The following is a 14,618-nucleotide window of genomic DNA, read 5'->3' on the forward strand; positions in this document are numbered from 1 at the left end:
GAATAAATGAAAATAATTCTTATTTGCGAAATAGCGACGATATGCAGTGATAGTGCTAAAGAGGGATAAGGTGTAAAATAAATACACCTTAATGTTCGGAGAGAGCACGATGCCTGGTAAACGTATCGCTCGTGAAAAACTGACGATCAAAAAAATGATCGCGCTGTATGAAAGCCAGTGCCCACAGGCGTCAGCGGTGCAGGGGCATTACGAGGCGCTATTCGCCTACGCGCAAAAACGTCTTGATAAATGCGTATTTGGCGAGGAAAAACCCGCCTGTAAGCAGTGCCCGGTGCACTGCTATCAGCCGGCTAAACGCGAGGAGATGAAGCAGATTATGCGTTGGGCAGGTCCGCGAATGCTTTGGCGACACCCTGTCCTGACCGTGCGGCACCTTATCGACGATAAGCGCCCCGTTCCGGAATTGCCGGAAAAATATCAGCGCAAGAAGTGAAGGGGAAGCGCCAGGCCTACGGCGCGCATCATCTCCAGGCCGGATCAGATCCGGCAACCCGTTACGCTAACGCGTCTTTATCAATACCCAATCGCTTCATACGCGACAGCAGGGTGGTTCGTTTAAGCCCCAGACGCTGCGCCGCGCCTTTTGGTCCAGCCACTACGCCATTGGTCTCTTTCAGCACGCGTATAATAAGCTGATATTCATCTTCGCCTTCTTTGGCGCTTTCAGTCGCAACAGGCGAGGTATCGGGCGTTACGGCGGTAATATCCGGCAGCGACAGTTGTAGCACATTGCCGCGCGTCAGCAACACGGCGCGCTCGACGACATTCTCCAGCTCGCGAACGTTCCCCGGCCATTCCATGCTGCTGAGCGTGCGCAGCGTTTCGGCGGGAATGCTGTCGATATTACGCCCCATTCGGCGGGCGATTTTGAAAGTGAACGCTTTGACCAGTAGTGGAATATCTTCCGGACGTTCGCGTAACGGAGGAAGTTGGATCGGAAAAACATTCAGCCGATAGTAGAGATCGTTACGGAATTCGCGATCGGCGACCATTTTTTTCAGATCGCGGTTAGTCGCGGCGATCAGCCGCACGTCGGTCTGGATCAGTTTATTGCTGCCGAGACGTTCAAACTCTTGCTCCTGAAGGACGCGCAGCAGCTTAGGCTGTAGCTCCAGCGGCATGTCGCCCACTTCATCCAGAAACAGCGAGCTTTTATCCGCCAGCTCGAAACGGCCAATCCGCTGCGCGCTGGCGCCGGTAAACGCGCCGCGCTCATGACCAAACAAATCGCTTTCCAGCAGCCCCGCCGGCATCGCGGCGCAGTTCATCTTTACCATCCTGCGCCCGCTACGTCCGCTCAGGTTGTGAATGGCGCGGGCAATCAACTCTTTACCGGTTCCCGTTTCGCCCAGAATCAGTACGGTACTGTCGCTCTGCGCCACCATCTCAACCTGCTTTAGCACGTTGTACATCGCTTCGCTGCGTCCGATGATCTCGCCAAACTCGCTGTCGACGTTATTAAGCTGCTCCGTGAGCGCCAGATTTTCGTCGACCAGGCGTTCCTTCAGACGGTGGATTTCCTGATAGGCCAGCGCATTATCCACGGCAATGGCTACCCGTTCGGCAATCTGACGCAGCAGCTTGAGGTTGGCGGTGGTAAACACTTTTTCTTCGCACTGGGCCAGTTTGAGCACGCCAAGCATCGTCTTGCCGGACATCAACGGCAGCAGGCAAAGCGTCTGGATCTGATTGCCCCAGGTATCGAACAGCATGCGTTCGTAGGGGGCAAGCGGATCGCGTTCGTTGAGGTTGATAAGCAGCATCTCTTTACTTTTAAAGACGCGCTCCGTGAGCGTGCCGGCTTCGTCGACTTCGCTCTGTTCGTGCGCCGGATGATGCTCATCAAGGTAGTGGGTGGAGTAGATATTCAGCTTATTTTTGCGATGGCTGCGCAACACGATGCTGATTGCGTCGATATTGAAATAGTGGTGGATCTCTTTTGCGACTTCGCTTACCAGCTCATCAATATCCAGACGCGACAGGACGGCGTTGGTAATCGCAACCAGAATACGGAAGTTATCGCGTTCGCGGCACAACAGATCATAATCGACATTATTGTTTACCCGGTTTTGAATTTGCTCGGCGACCACGCCGACAATTTGGGTAAACGTATGCAGACGGTCATATTCCTTTTCACTCCAGGGGCGATCTTCCTGACGGATGAATTCGCAGCCGCCGAAAATACGGCCCTCCGCGGCTAAAGGAAGCAGACAGTAATGACCAAATTCAGGGTAGAGGCCGCTCGCGGCAAGCTGCGGCCAGGTTTCGGTAAACTCATGGAAATTACAGTGCAATGCATCGGGGCGAGAAAGGATGCGACGTACCGGGCCGTGCGCCAGTACGGTTTCATCTTCATATTCAACAGGACGGCCATTTTCTCGCGTCGCATAATATTGTGCGCGTTGCGACTGCGCCTGCCATAGCACAATGCCGGCGCTGTCGGCGAGCGCTGAACGCTTTACCAGTTGCGAAAGCGCTTCACTGAGCGACGCCAAATCGGGCTGCTGCAATAAGGTACGAGTGATATCGAACAAGCCTTGCTGTCCAAGATCGCTCATGGGTGTATACGACATGTTGCTTTTCCAGGAAAATACCGCAAAACGGTGCGAAAACGGTAAATGAATTATAGGTATAAGTCGTAAGTTATTGCCGGATGGCTGACCGCAAACTTGCTGGTCACACACTCCGTAGGCCTGATAAGCAAAGCGCCATCAGGCGTTAATGCAGCGTTAATGCCGGATGTCGACGCAAATGCGTCTTATCCGGCCTACAGTATGCTGCCAACAGGCTGCTAGCATATACGAGGTAATGGTTCGGCGTGTGGCAAATCAAGGGTTCGCTTCACGCCATAGAGTCCGGCTAAGCGAACGCCTTTGCGTTCCACGACTTCGCCAATCAGCGCTGCATCACGTCCCAGCGGATGCGCGCGTAATGCCGCCAACGCCCGATCTGCGGCCTGCCGTTCAACGGCAATCACCAGTTTTCCTTCGTTGGCAAAGTTCAGGGCATCCAGCCCCAACAGCTCGCAGACGCCGCGCACGGCAGGTTTGAGCGGCAGTGCGGATTCGGACAATTCAATACCGTAACCGCAGGACGTCGCAAACTCATGGGCGACCGCATTCACGCCGCCGCGCGTGGCGTCACGCAATGCCTTCACTCCGTCAATATGACGCAGCGTCTGAATAAGCGGCGTTAATACTGCGCAGTCGCTCGCCAGCTCGCCATCCAGTCCCAGTTGCTCACGCAGGTTGAGAATAGTGGCACCGTGATCGCCAAGCGTACCGCTGACTAACAGCACATCGCCAACGCTCAGCGTTTGCGCGCCCCAGCGAATATCGGCGGGAATCGCCCCCATGCCGGCAGTGTTGATAAATAATTTGTCCGCCGCGCCGCGCTGCACAACTTTGGTGTCGCCGGTTACAATGGCGATACCCGCTTCCCGCGCGGTCGCCGCCATGCTATTGACCACGCTTTTTAACGTCTCCATCGGCAGCCCTTCTTCAAGGATAAAGCCGCAGGAGAGATAGCGGGGGATCGCGCCGCTCACCGCAACGTCGTTCGCCGTACCGCAAATCGCCAGTTTGCCGATATTGCCGCCGGGGAAAAAGAGCGGATCAATCACATAGCTATCGGTAGAAAACGCCAGACGGTCGCCCTCCGCCGTCAGCTGCGCCAGCTCCAGACGCGCCTGATCTTCTTGTTCCGCCAGCCACGGGTTGGCAAAGGCCTCCATAAACAGGCTATTAATCAACTGTTGCATAGCCTGGCCGCCGCTGCCGTGGGCGAGTTGTATATTGTTCAAACTTCACACTCCTGCTGACGATACTGATACCAGGCGGCGCATGCGCCTTCGGAAGAGACCATCAGCGCGCCGAACGCGGTCTCTGGATTACATGTTTTACCAAATAGCGGGCACTGATGCGGCTTGCATCTGCCGGTCAGCACTTCGCCGCAGCGGGCGCGCGGATCGTCATAGACCTGCTGCGGCGCTGGGCGGAAATGCGCTTCGGCGTCAAAGCGCTGATACTCCGGCGTCAGGTGGACGCCGGAGGATTCAATCACGCCCAGACCGCGCCACTCGCTATCGCCATTAACGCAGAACACATCGGCAATGGCCTGCTGCGCCAGCATGTTTCCGGCATCCGGCACCACGCGACGGTATTGGTTTTCAACCTGGCTTAGGGCCGCTATTTTCTGCTCAACCAGCATGACCACGCCTTGCAGTAGATCAAGCGGTTCGAATCCAGCCACCACCAGCGGGCGATTAAAATCGGCGGCGATAAACTGGTACGCCTCGGTGCCGATGACCATGCTGACGTGGCCTGGCGCAAGAAAGGCGTCAATGCCGTTGTCCGGCTGCTCCAGTAGGCTACGCAGCGTCGGGATCAGCGTAATGTGCTGGCAAAAAAAGTAGAAGTTTCGCACGTCACGCTGTTTTGCCTGCTGCAGCGTGATGGCGGTGGTCGGCATGGTGGTTTCAAAGCCCAGCCCGAAAAATACCACTTTGCGGGTCGGGTTATCCTGCGCCAGCTTCAGCGCGTCCATCGGAGAATAAACAATACGGACATCCGCGCCGCGCGCTTTAGCCTGCAACAGAGAACCCTGTTTCCCCGGCACGCGCATGGCATCGCCAAAGGTGCAGAAAATCACCTCCGGATGGCTGGCGATTTCCACGCAACTGTCGATACGTCCCATCGGCAGCACGCAGACCGGACAACCGGGGCCGTGAATAAACTCCACGTTTTCGGGCAGTAACTGATCGAGACCAAATTTAAAAATCGCGTGGGTATGACCCCCGCAGACTTCCATAATGCGCAACGGACGTTCGGCAGTGTAAGGAAGAAGGGCGGCGCGTTCACGCAGGTGTTCAATGAGCTGCATTACCTGTTCCGGCGCACGGTACTCGTCAACAAAACGCATTATCTCTCCTCACCATACAGCAGTGCGCCGACGTCCGGCTCAACATCAAACATATTTTGTAGCGCGTCGAGCGTGTCGCGCGCTTCCGCTTCGTTAATGACGCTCATGGCGAATCCGACATGAACCAGCACCCACTGACCCAGACGCGGCTGACCGTTTTCATCACAACTGCCGACTAATGTGAGATCGACGTCGCGCTGAATGCCGCAGACGTCAACTTTTGCCTGATTGCCGTCAATGGCGCGGATTTGACCCGGCACGCCTATGCACATCGCTGCGCCTCCAGCCAGGCCAGCCACTGATCCATGCCTTCGCCGCTGGTGGCGGAAATCAGGATAATTTCAATCTCCGGGTTCACTTCACGCGCGCTGGCGATGCACTTCTCAACGTCAAAATTGAGGTAAGGCAGCAGATCGACTTTATTGAGCAGCATGAGCGACGCCGCGGCAAACATATGAGGATACTTCAGCGGCTTATCTTCACCTTCGGTCACGGAAAGCACTGCGACTTTATGCTTTTCGCCCAGATCGAAGCTGGCCGGGCAAACAAGATTACCGACGTTTTCGATAAACAGAATACCGTGGTCATCCAGCGGCAGGCGCGGCGCGGCGTCGGCGATCATTTGCGCGTCAAGATGGCAGCCTTTACCGGTGTTGACCTGAATGGCGGGCGTGCCGGTAGCGCGGATGCGGGCGGCGTCGTTCACTGTCTGCTGGTCGCCTTCAATCACCGCGCACGGTACACGGTCTTTCAATTTCATTAGCGTTTCGGTCAGCAGGGTGGTTTTACCTGACCCGGGGCTGGACACCAGGTTGAGCACCAGTTGCTGGCGGGCGGCGAAACGGGCGCGGTTGCGCTCAGCCAGACGATTATTTTTGTCCAGCACGTCGATTTCAACCTCCAGCATCCGCCGCTGACTCATACCAGGCGCGTGAGTTCCGGCTTCGCCGTGGCCGTAATGCAGATCGCCTTCTGCGGTCTGACTTGGGGTAAAGTCAGGCGTTTTAATGCCGGTAATATTCAGCGCCGGGCGAGCCGCTGGGGCAAAGGGCGCGCTACGAAACGCTGAGTGCGGATTATGTTCATCGCCTTCTATATAAAGGTTGCCTTCAGCGCAACCGCAAGTCGTACACATCGCTTACTCCTGATCTTTTTCTTGTTACAGGCTTTCTGCCGGATGGCGACGCGAGCGTCTATTCGGCATTAATCTTCAGTTTCATCAATCTCTATGCGCCGAATTTGTAAGCCGTCATCGGCCACAATTCGCAGCGTATCGCTATGACATTGCGGACAACGACGTACACGGTGGGTTAACAACGTGACATATTGTTGACAATGCTCACACCAGCATTCGGCTTCCTGTTCTTCGAGGTGCAGTTTACAACCTTCTGCTATCGTGCCGCGGCATACCAGATCAAAACAAAAGGAAAGAGCGTTGGTTTCCACGCAAGAAAATGCGCCAATTTTGATCCAGACGGCTGTCACACGTTTTGCACCGTATGCTGAAGCCTGTTGTTCAATCAATTCCAGTGCCCGTTGGCAGAGGGTGATTTCGTGCATATCGCCTCCCGTAGTGGTTGCCCCTGTAAAGCAATATTTATGCCAATATTTTTATCCCCTGGCAGGTTAATGTCGACGATGACGAAATGACATGTCGTCACCGCGTCGAAACGGCAGTAACTGCGCTCGTCTGCTATTAAAAACAATAAGTTAAAAATTGGCATGGAAAATGCTTAACGCAGGCATCTCTGTTAAACGGGTAACCTGACATGACTATTTGGGAAATAAGCGAAAAGGCCGATTACATCGCGCAACGGCATCGTCGCCTACAGGACCAGTGGCATATTTACTGCAACTCGCTGGTTCAGGGGATCACCCTCTCGAAAGCGCGCCTGCATCACGCAATGAGCTGCGCGCCGGAAAGGGATCTTTGCTTTGTCCTGTTTGAGCACTTTCGTATTTACGTCGCGTTGGCGGATGGTTTTAACAGCCACACCATTGAGTACTACGTTGAAACCAAAGATGGCGAAGATAAGCAATTGATTGCACAGGCGCAGCTCGATATCGACGGCAAGGTTGACGAACGGGTTAACAACCGCGATCGCGAGCAGGTGCTGGAGCACTATCTGGAAAAAATCGCCAGCGTTTACGACAGCCTCTATACCGCTGTAGAAACCAACTCGCCGGTTAATTTGCGTCAATTGGTAAAGGGAAACAGCCCGGCGGTATAAGCCTGAGGCGTTGCCCGCTTTGATTCGCGATGTGGCGTTGCGCCACGTCATGAATGTTTTGGGGATGGGCGTGTCGATAAGTGTCGAAAATGACATTTCAACGGCATGTTTTCGTCAAAAATGACAATCACCTGAGGAATGCCTGGTGAATCGTTTTGTAATTGCTGACTCCACTCTCTGTATCGGCTGCCACACCTGTGAGGCCGCCTGTTCAGAGACGCATCGCCAGCATGGCCTGCAGTCAATGCCGCGCCTGAAAGTGATGCTGAATGAAAAAGAATCTGCGCCGCAGCTTTGTCACCACTGTGAAGATGCGCCATGCGCCACGGTATGCCCGGTTAACGCGATTAATCGCGTTGACGGCGCTGTCCAGCTTAATGAAAGCCTGTGCGTGAGCTGCAAACTGTGTGGTATTGCCTGTCCGTTTGGCGCTATTGAGTTTTCCGGCAGCCGTCCGCTGCATATTCCAGCGAACGCCAATACGCCGAAAGCGCCGCCCGCGCCGCCAGCGCCTGCGCGCGTCAGTACGTTGCTCGACTGGGTGCCGGGCGTACGCGCTATCGCGGTGAAATGCGACCTGTGCAGCTTTGACGAGCAAGGCCCGGCCTGTGTGCGGATGTGCCCGACTAAAGCGCTACACCTGGTGGATAACACGGATATCGCCCGCGCCAGCAAACGTAAACGTGAGCTGACGTTTAATACCGATTTTGGCGATCTCACCTTGTTTCAGCAGGCTCAGAGTGGGGATGCATAATGAGTTCACTTTCACTGATTACTAGCGGCGTCGCGTGGTTTGCCGCCGCCGCCGTTCTGGCGTTTCTGTTTTCGTTTCATAAAGCGCTGAGCGGCTGGATTGCCGGTATCGGCGGCGCGGTCGGCAGCCTGTGTACGGCTGGCGCGGGGTTCACCGCGCTGACCAGCGCCGTTACGGTGAGCGGCGTGATGCCGTTTACCGGTCACATGCTGCAAATAACGCCGCTGAATGCTATCTGGCTGATTACGCTGGGGCTGTGCGGCCTGTTCGTCAGCCTGTTCAATATCGACTGGCATCGCCATCCACAGGTAAAAGCCAACGGACTGTTGATCAACCTGCTGATGGCGGCAGCCGTCTGCGCCGTGGTCGCCAGTAACCTGGGGACGATGGTGGTGATGGCGGAAATCATGGCGCTCTGCGCCGTGTTCCTCACCGGCGGTAGCAAAGAGGGCAAACTGTGGTTTGCGCTGGGCCGTCTCGGTACGCTGCTGCTGGCAATCGCCTGCTGGTTGGTGTGGCAGCGCTACGGCACGCTGGATCTGGGGCTGCTGGATCAACGTGCTCAGCAACTGCCGCTGGGCTCCGATATCTGGCTGCTCGGCGTTATCGGTTTTGGTCTGCTGGCCGGGATTATCCCGCTACACGGTTGGGTGCCGCAGGCGCACGCCAACGCCAGCGCTCCCGCCGCCGCGCTGTTCTCGACCGTGGTGATGAAAATCGGGCTGCTGGGCATTCTCACGCTATCTCTGCTTGGCGGCAATGCGCCGCTGTGGTGGGGCGTGGCGCTGTTGGTGCTTGGGATGATCACCGCCTTTGTCGGTGGTTTGTACGCGCTGATGGAGCATAACATTCAGCGCCTGCTGGCCTATCACACGCTGGAAAATATCGGCATCATTTTGCTCGGTCTGGGCGCAGGCGTTACCGGGATTGCTCTCAATCAGCCGGTACTGATCGCGCTGGGTCTGACCGGCGGGCTCTATCACCTGCTGAACCATAGCCTGTTCAAAAGCGTGCTGTTTCTGGGCGCGGGCAGCATCTGGTTCCGTACCGGTCATCGCGATATCGAAAAACTGGGCGGTATTGGTAAACGGATGCCGGTTATTTCTATCGCCATGCTGGTCGGTCTGATGGCGATGGCTGCGTTGCCGCCGCTGAACGGCTTTGCCGGCGAGTGGGTGATTTACCAGTCCTTCTTCAAACTGGGCAACAGCGGCGCGTTTGTTGGTCGTCTGTTAGGACCGCTGCTGGCGGTTGGCCTGGCGATTACCGGCGCGCTGGCGGTGATGTGTATGGCGAAAGTTTACGGCGTGACGTTCCTTGGCGCGCCGCGCACGAAGGAAGCTGAAAATGCCAGCTGCGCGCCGATCCTGATGGGCGTCAGCGTGGTGGCATTGGCGATTTGCTGCGTACTGGGCGGGGTTGCCGCGCCGTGGCTGCTGCCGATGATTTCCACTGCGGTACCGTTGCCGCTGGAAACCGCGCACACCACCGTATCGCAGCCGATGATCACGCTGCTGTTGGTCGCCTGTCCGCTACTGCCGTTCATCATTATGGCGATGTTCAAAGGCAACCGTCTGCCGTCGCGTTCTCGCGGCGCGGCCTGGGTGTGCGGCTACGACCATGAGCAGTCGATGGTGATTACCGCGCACGGTTTCGCCATGCCGGTGAAAGAGGCCTTTGCCCCGGTACTCAAACTGCGTAAATGGCTGAACCCGGTATCGCTGGTGCCGGGCTGGCAGAACGCGGCGGCCGCGGTGCTGTTCCGTCGTCTGGCGCTGATTGAGCTGGCGGTGCTGGTGGTGATTGTGGTTTCACGAGGAGCCTGAAAATGAGTGTGTTTTATCCGTTAATTCAGGCGCTGGTGCTATTTGCCGTTGCGCCATTGCTGTCCGGTATTACTCGCGTGGCGCGCGCCCGTCTACACAATCGCCGTGGGCCGGGCGTGTTGCAGGAGTACCGCGACATTATCAAACTGCTCGGTCGCCAGAGTATTGCGCCCGCTGATTCCGGCTGGGTTTTTCGCCTGACGCCGTTTGTGATGGTCGGCGTGATGCTGACTATCGCCACCGCGCTGCCGGTCGTCACCGTTGGATCTCCGTTGCCGCAACTGGGTGATTTAATCACCCTGATTTACCTGTTCGCCATCGCGCGCTTCTTCTTCTCTATTGCAGGCCTGGATACCGGCAGTCCGTTCACCGCGATCGGCGCCAGCCGTGAAGCGATGCTCGGCGTGCTGGTGGAGCCGATTCTGCTGCTGGGTCTGTGGGTCGCCGCGCAGGTGGCGGGTTCAACTCATATCAGCAATATCGCCGATACCATTTATCACTGGCCTGTCGCGCGCAGTATTCCGCTGATTCTGGCGCTGTGCGCCTGCGCCTTCGCCACCTTTATCGAAATGGGCAAGCTGCCGTTCGACCTGGCGGAAGCGGAGCAGGAGTTGCAGGAAGGGCCGTTGACCGAATACAGCGGTAGCGGCTTTGCGGTGCTGAAATGGGGCATCAGCCTTAAGCAACTGGTGGTGCTGCAAATGTTCGTCGGCGTGTTTCTGCCGTGGGGACAGATGGAAACCTTCAGCGCAGGCGGACTGTTGCTGGCGCTGGTGATTGCCGTCGTCAAGCTGATTGTCGGCGTACTGGTGATCGCCCTGTTTGAAAACAGCATGGCGCGACTGCGTTTTTGCGCCACTTCACGCGTGACCTGGGCCGGTTTTGGGTTTGCGTTTTTAGCCTTCGTCTCCTTGCTGGCGGCGTGATTTAAGAGAGTTTGAGCATGTCTGAAGAAAAATTAGGTCAACAATACCTTGCGGCGCTGCACCAGGCGTTTCCGGGCGTCGTGCTGGACGAAGCCTGGCAGACCAAAGATCAGCTGACTATTACGGTAAAAGTGAACTATCTGCCGGAAGTGGTGGAGTTTCTTTACTACCAGCAGGGTGGGTGGCTGTCGGTGCTGTTCGGTAATGACGAACGCCAGTTGTGCGGCCACTATGCCGTTTATTACGTGCTGTCGATGGAGCAGGGCACGAAGTGCTGGATTACCGTCCGCGTTGAAGTGGATGCCAATAAGCTGGAATTCCCATCCGTTACGCCGCGCGTACCGGCTGCCGTGTGGGGTGAGCGCGAAGTACGCGACATGTACGGTTTAATCCCGGTCGGTCTGCCGGACGAGCGCCGTCTGGTGCTGCCGGACGACTGGCCGGATGAACTCTATCCGCTGCGTAAAGACAGCATGGATTATCGTCAGCGCCCGGCGCCGACCACCGATGCGGAAACCTACGAGTTCATTAACGAGCTGGGTGATAAGAAAAATAACGTGGTGCCGATTGGCCCGCTGCATGTTACTTCCGATGAACCGGGCCACTTCCGTCTGTTCGTCGATGGCGAAAACATTATCGACGCCGACTACCGCCTGTTCTACGTCCACCGTGGTATGGAAAAACTGGCGGAAACCCGCATGGGTTATAACGAAGTCACCTTCCTGTCGGATCGCGTGTGTGGTATCTGCGGCTTCGCCCACAGCACCGCCTACACCACTTCCGTGGAAAACGCGATGGGCATTCAGGTGCCGGAGCGTGCGCAAATGATCCGCGCTATTCTGCTGGAAGTGGAACGCCTGCACTCGCATCTGCTCAACCTTGGCCTGGCCTGTCACTTCACCGGCTTTGACTCCGGCTTTATGCAGTTCTTCCGCGTGCGTGAAACCTCCATGAAAATGGCAGAGATACTGACCGGGGCGCGCAAAACTTACGGACTGAACCTGATCGGCGGGATTCGCCGCGATCTGCTCAAAGAGGACATGATCCAGACCCGTCAACTGGCGCAGCAGATGCGTCGTGACGTGCAGGAGCTGGTGGACATGCTGCTGAGCACGCCGAATATGGAACAGCGTACCGTGGGTATCGGCCGTCTGGACCCGGAAATTGCCCGCGACTTCAGTAATGTCGGCCCGATGGTGCGCGCCAGCGGCCACGCCCGCGACACCCGCGCCGACCACCCGTTTGTCGGCTACGGTCTACTGCCGATGGAAGTACATAGCGAGCAGGGCTGCGATGTGATTTCTCGTCTGAAAGTCCGTATCAACGAAGTTTACACCTCGCTGAATATGATTGATTTCGGTCTGGATAATCTGCCGGGCGGCCCGCTGATGGTGGAAGGCTTTACCTATATTCCGCACCGTTTTGCGCTCGGCTTTGCTGAAGCGCCGCGTGGCGATGATATCCACTGGAGCATGACCGGCGACAACCAGAAGCTGTACCGCTGGCGCTGTCGTGCGGCGACCTACGCCAACTGGCCGACGCTGCGCTATATGCTGCGCGGCAACACCGTCTCCGATGCGCCGCTGATTATCGGCAGCCTCGACCCTTGCTACTCCTGTACCGACCGGATGACCGTGGTCGATGTGCGTAAGAAGAAGAGCAAAGTCGTGCCGTACAAAGAACTTGAGCGCTACAGCATTGAGCGTAAAAACTCGCCGCTGAAATAAGGAATCGCCATGTTTACCTTTATCAAAAAAGTTATCAAAACCGGCACGGCGACCTCGTCTTATCCGCTGGAGCCGATTGCGGTTGATAAAAACTTCCGCGGCAAGCCGGAACATAATCCGCAGCAGTGCATCGGCTGCGCCGCCTGCGTTAATGCCTGCCCGTCGAACGCGCTGACGGTGGAAACCGATCTTGCGACCAATGAGCTGGCGTGGCAATTCAATCTTGGCCGCTGCATCTTCTGCGGCCGCTGCGAAGAGGTGTGCCCGACGGCGGCGATCAAACTGTCGCAGGAGTACGAACTGGCAGTGTGGAAGAAAGAAGATTTCCTGCAACAGTCCCGCTTTGCGCTGTGCAACTGCCGCGTGTGTAATCGTCCTTTCGCCGTACAGAAAGAGATTGACTACGCCATTGCGCTGCTTGCGCACAACGGCGACAGCCGCGCGGAAAACCACCGCGAAAGCTTTGAGACCTGCCCGGACTGTAAGCGTCAGAAATGCCTGGTGCCGTCCGACCGTATTGAACTGACTCGCCATATGAAAGAGGTCAGCTAATGAGCAATTTATTAGGCCCGCGTGACGCCAACGGTATTCCGGTACCGATGACGGTGGATGAATCCATCGCCAGCATGAAAGCGTCTCTACTGAAAAATATTAAGCGTTCGGCATACGTTTACCGCGTGGACTGCGGCGGCTGTAACGGCTGTGAAATCGAAATCTTTGCGACGCTTTCGCCGCTGTTTGATGCCGAGCGTTTCGGTATCAAAGTGGTACCGTCGCCGCGTCATGCCGATATTCTGCTGTTTACCGGCGCGGTGACCCGCGCCATGCGCTCTCCGGCGCTGCGCGCCTGGCAGTCGGCGCCGGACCCGAAAATCTGTATTTCTTACGGCGCCTGCGGCAACAGCGGCGGCATCTTCCATGATCTGTACTGCGTCTGGGGCGGTACCGACAAAATCGTCCCGGTGGATGTGTACATTCCGGGGTGCCCGCCAACGCCTGCCGCCACGCTGTACGGATTTGCAATGGCGCTTGGCCTGCTGGAGCAGAAAATCCACGCCCGCGCGCCGGGTGAGCTGGACGAGCAGCCCGCAGAGATCCTGCATCCGGATATGGTGCAGCCGCTGCGCGTGAAGGTGGATCGCGCGGCGCGCCGGCTGGCGGGTTATCGCTATGGTCGTCAGATCGCCGATGATTACCTGACACAGTTGGGGCAGGGCGAGCAGCAAGTGGCGCGTTGGCTGGAAGCGGAAAACGATCCGCGTTTAACCGAAATTGTCACCCATCTCAATCATGTTGTTGAAGAGGCGCGTATCCGATGAGCGAACAGGTGGTGTTCAGTCAACTGAGCCGTAAGTTTATTGATGAGAACGATGCGACGCCCGCCGAGGCGCAGCAGGTTGTCTATTACAGCCTGGCGATTGGTCACCACCTGGGGGTTATCGATTGCCTGGAGGCCGCGCTCACCTGCCCATGGGATGAGTATCTGGCGTGGATCGCCACCCTGGAAGCCGGTAGCGATGCCCGGCGTAAAATGGAAGGCGTGCCGAAGTATGGCGAGATCGTCATCGATTTCAACCATGTGCAAATGCTGGCGCGCGCGTTTGATGAGGCGCGCGCCGCGCAGACCCCGCAGCAGCAAGAATGGAGCAAACTGATGCTCAGTATGCTGCATGACATTCATCAGGAAAGCGCCATCTACCTGATGGTGAGGAGGCTTCGTGACTGACGTTTTACTCTGTGTCGGCAACAGCATGATGGGCGACGACGGCGCAGGCCCGTTACTGGCGGAAATGTGCGCGGCGCAGCCGAAGGGTAATTGGGTGGTGATTGATGGCGGCAGCGCGCCGGAAAACGACATTGTGGCGATTCGCGAACTGCGCCCGCAGCGTCTGTTGATTGTCGACGCCACCGACATGGGACTTAATCCGGGCGAGATCCGCATTATCGATCCGGATGATATCGCCGAAATGTTTATGATGACCACCCACAATATGCCGCTCAACTACCTGGTCGATCAGCTGAAAGAGGATGTCGGCGAGGTGATTTTTGTTGGTATCCAGCCGGATATCGTCGGGTTTTATTATCCGATGACTCAACCGATTAAGGACGCGGTAAATATCGTCTATCAGCGTCTGGAAGGCTGGCAGGGAAACGGCGGATTTGCCGCGCTGGAAGCGCCGGAGGCGTAAAATGCGCACATATTTAGGGAGAAT

General features: G+C 56.7%; 16 protein-coding genes. 10 read left to right on the top strand and 6 right to left on the bottom strand.

Annotated elements, in window-relative coordinates; all coding sequences use genetic code 11:
• Positions 1–109: 109 nt before the first annotated feature.
• The gene (locus NA986_RS09200) at positions 110–454 is read left to right on the top strand and encodes a nitrous oxide-stimulated promoter family protein (RefSeq protein WP_001117944.1); all 345 of its coding nucleotides are present in this window, start codon (positions 110–112) and stop codon (positions 452–454) included.
• A gap of 61 nt (positions 455–515) precedes the next feature.
• Here NA986_RS09200 and flhA read toward each other — a convergent pair whose 3' ends face one another.
• From flhA to hypA, 6 genes are all read right to left on the bottom strand, one after another.
• The gene (gene flhA, locus NA986_RS09205; protein ID WP_000122692.1) at positions 516–2,594 is read right to left on the bottom strand and encodes a formate hydrogenlyase transcriptional activator FlhA; all 2,079 of its coding nucleotides are present in this window, start codon (positions 2,592–2,594) and stop codon (positions 516–518) included.
• A gap of 218 nt (positions 2,595–2,812) precedes the next feature.
• Positions 2,813–3,823: a hydrogenase expression/formation protein HypE gene (gene hypE, locus NA986_RS09210; protein WP_080198231.1), complete on the bottom strand. Its 1,011-nt coding sequence runs from the start codon at positions 3,821–3,823 to the stop codon at positions 2,813–2,815.
• Positions 3,820–4,941 (bottom strand): hydrogenase formation protein HypD, encoded by a 1,122-nt coding sequence (gene hypD / locus NA986_RS09215; protein ID WP_001212962.1) that lies wholly within the window; start codon positions 4,939–4,941, stop codon positions 3,820–3,822. The genes hypE and hypD overlap by 4 nt, the downstream gene beginning before the upstream one ends.
• Complete coding sequence (hypC, locus tag NA986_RS09220; RefSeq protein WP_000334871.1) at positions 4,941–5,213, bottom strand: hydrogenase 3 maturation protein HypC; 273 nt, start codon at positions 5,211–5,213, stop codon at positions 4,941–4,943. Before hypC ends, hypD begins: the two co-directional genes overlap by 1 nt.
• Positions 5,204–6,076 carry a hydrogenase nickel incorporation protein HypB gene (gene hypB / locus NA986_RS09225; protein ID WP_000337646.1) on the bottom strand — a complete coding sequence of 291 codons (873 nt, stop codon included), beginning with the start codon at positions 6,074–6,076 and terminating at the stop codon, positions 5,204–5,206. The genes hypC and hypB overlap by 10 nt, the downstream gene beginning before the upstream one ends.
• Positions 6,077–6,144: 68 nt before the next feature.
• Positions 6,145–6,501, bottom strand: coding sequence for a hydrogenase maturation nickel metallochaperone HypA (hypA, locus tag NA986_RS09230; RefSeq protein ID WP_023216117.1), 357 nt, complete (start codon positions 6,499–6,501; stop codon positions 6,145–6,147).
• 209 nt (positions 6,502–6,710) lie between these two features.
• Here hypA and hycA point away from each other — a divergent pair, with 209 nt between their 5' ends.
• The 9 genes from hycA (at position 6,711) to hycI (ending at position 14,594) form a co-directional block, all read left to right on the top strand.
• Positions 6,711–7,172 carry a formate hydrogenlyase regulator HycA gene (gene hycA / locus NA986_RS09235; RefSeq protein WP_000158075.1) on the top strand — a complete coding sequence of 154 codons (462 nt, stop codon included), beginning with the start codon at positions 6,711–6,713 and terminating at the stop codon, positions 7,170–7,172.
• A gap of 145 nt (positions 7,173–7,317) precedes the next feature.
• Complete coding sequence (hycB, locus tag NA986_RS09240; protein ID WP_001079163.1) at positions 7,318–7,926, top strand: formate hydrogenlyase subunit HycB; 609 nt, start codon at positions 7,318–7,320, stop codon at positions 7,924–7,926.
• A complete protein-coding gene (gene hycC / locus NA986_RS09245; protein ID WP_000097041.1) occupies positions 7,926–9,752 on the top strand; it encodes a formate hydrogenlyase subunit 3 in 1,827 nt (608 codons plus the stop codon). Before hycB ends, hycC begins: the two co-directional genes overlap by 1 nt.
• 2 nt (positions 9,753–9,754) lie before the next feature.
• On the top strand, positions 9,755–10,678 hold the full coding sequence (locus NA986_RS09250) for a respiratory chain complex I subunit 1 family protein (protein ID WP_000110563.1): 924 nt from the start codon (positions 9,755–9,757) through the stop codon (positions 10,676–10,678).
• A gap of 17 nt (positions 10,679–10,695) precedes the next feature.
• The gene (hycE, locus tag NA986_RS09255) at positions 10,696–12,405 is read left to right on the top strand and encodes a formate hydrogenlyase subunit HycE (protein ID WP_001288155.1); all 1,710 of its coding nucleotides are present in this window, start codon (positions 10,696–10,698) and stop codon (positions 12,403–12,405) included.
• A 9-nt stretch (positions 12,406–12,414) separates the two neighbouring features.
• Positions 12,415–12,957: a formate hydrogenlyase subunit HycF gene (gene hycF / locus NA986_RS09260; RefSeq protein WP_000493767.1), complete on the top strand. Its 543-nt coding sequence runs from the start codon at positions 12,415–12,417 to the stop codon at positions 12,955–12,957.
• Complete coding sequence (gene hycG, locus NA986_RS09265) at positions 12,957–13,724, top strand: formate hydrogenlyase subunit HycG (RefSeq protein WP_000067422.1); 768 nt, start codon at positions 12,957–12,959, stop codon at positions 13,722–13,724. Before hycF ends, hycG begins: the two co-directional genes overlap by 1 nt.
• The gene (locus tag NA986_RS09270) at positions 13,721–14,131 is read left to right on the top strand and encodes a formate hydrogenlyase maturation HycH family protein (protein ID WP_000003725.1); all 411 of its coding nucleotides are present in this window, start codon (positions 13,721–13,723) and stop codon (positions 14,129–14,131) included. Before hycG ends, NA986_RS09270 begins: the two co-directional genes overlap by 4 nt.
• On the top strand, positions 14,124–14,594 hold the full coding sequence (gene hycI, locus NA986_RS09275) for a hydrogenase maturation peptidase HycI (protein WP_023181870.1): 471 nt from the start codon (positions 14,124–14,126) through the stop codon (positions 14,592–14,594). Before NA986_RS09270 ends, hycI begins: the two co-directional genes overlap by 8 nt.
• Positions 14,595–14,618: the final 24 nt, after the last annotated feature.

The organism is Salmonella sp. NW177 (genome assembly GCF_051811585.1).
GTDB classification, from domain to species: Bacteria; Pseudomonadota; Gammaproteobacteria; order Enterobacterales; family Enterobacteriaceae; genus Salmonella; species Salmonella enterica.

Coding starts and splice junctions, on each gene's coding strand:
- flhA (WP_000122692.1), bottom strand. CDS start 2,594: ATGTCGTATACACCCATGAGCGATCTTGGACAGCAAGGCTTGTTCGAT.
- hypA (WP_023216117.1), bottom strand. CDS start 6,501: ATGCACGAAATCACCCTCTGCCAACGGGCACTGGAATTGATTGAACAA.
- hycC (WP_000097041.1), top strand. CDS start 7,926: ATGAGTTCACTTTCACTGATTACTAGCGGCGTCGCGTGGTTTGCCGCC.
- NA986_RS09270 (WP_000003725.1), top strand. CDS start 13,721: ATGAGCGAACAGGTGGTGTTCAGTCAACTGAGCCGTAAGTTTATTGAT.
- hycE (WP_001288155.1), top strand. CDS start 10,696: ATGTCTGAAGAAAAATTAGGTCAACAATACCTTGCGGCGCTGCACCAG.
- hypD (WP_001212962.1), bottom strand. CDS start 4,941: ATGCGTTTTGTTGACGAGTACCGTGCGCCGGAACAGGTAATGCAGCTC.
- hypB (WP_000337646.1), bottom strand. CDS start 6,076: ATGTGTACGACTTGCGGTTGCGCTGAAGGCAACCTTTATATAGAAGGC.
- NA986_RS09200 (WP_001117944.1), top strand. CDS start 110: ATGCCTGGTAAACGTATCGCTCGTGAAAAACTGACGATCAAAAAAATG.
- hycF (WP_000493767.1), top strand. CDS start 12,415: ATGTTTACCTTTATCAAAAAAGTTATCAAAACCGGCACGGCGACCTCG.
- hypC (WP_000334871.1), bottom strand. CDS start 5,213: ATGTGCATAGGCGTGCCGGGTCAAATCCGCGCCATTGACGGCAATCAG.
- NA986_RS09250 (WP_000110563.1), top strand. CDS start 9,755: ATGAGTGTGTTTTATCCGTTAATTCAGGCGCTGGTGCTATTTGCCGTT.
- hycA (WP_000158075.1), top strand. CDS start 6,711: ATGACTATTTGGGAAATAAGCGAAAAGGCCGATTACATCGCGCAACGG.
- hycG (WP_000067422.1), top strand. CDS start 12,957: ATGAGCAATTTATTAGGCCCGCGTGACGCCAACGGTATTCCGGTACCG.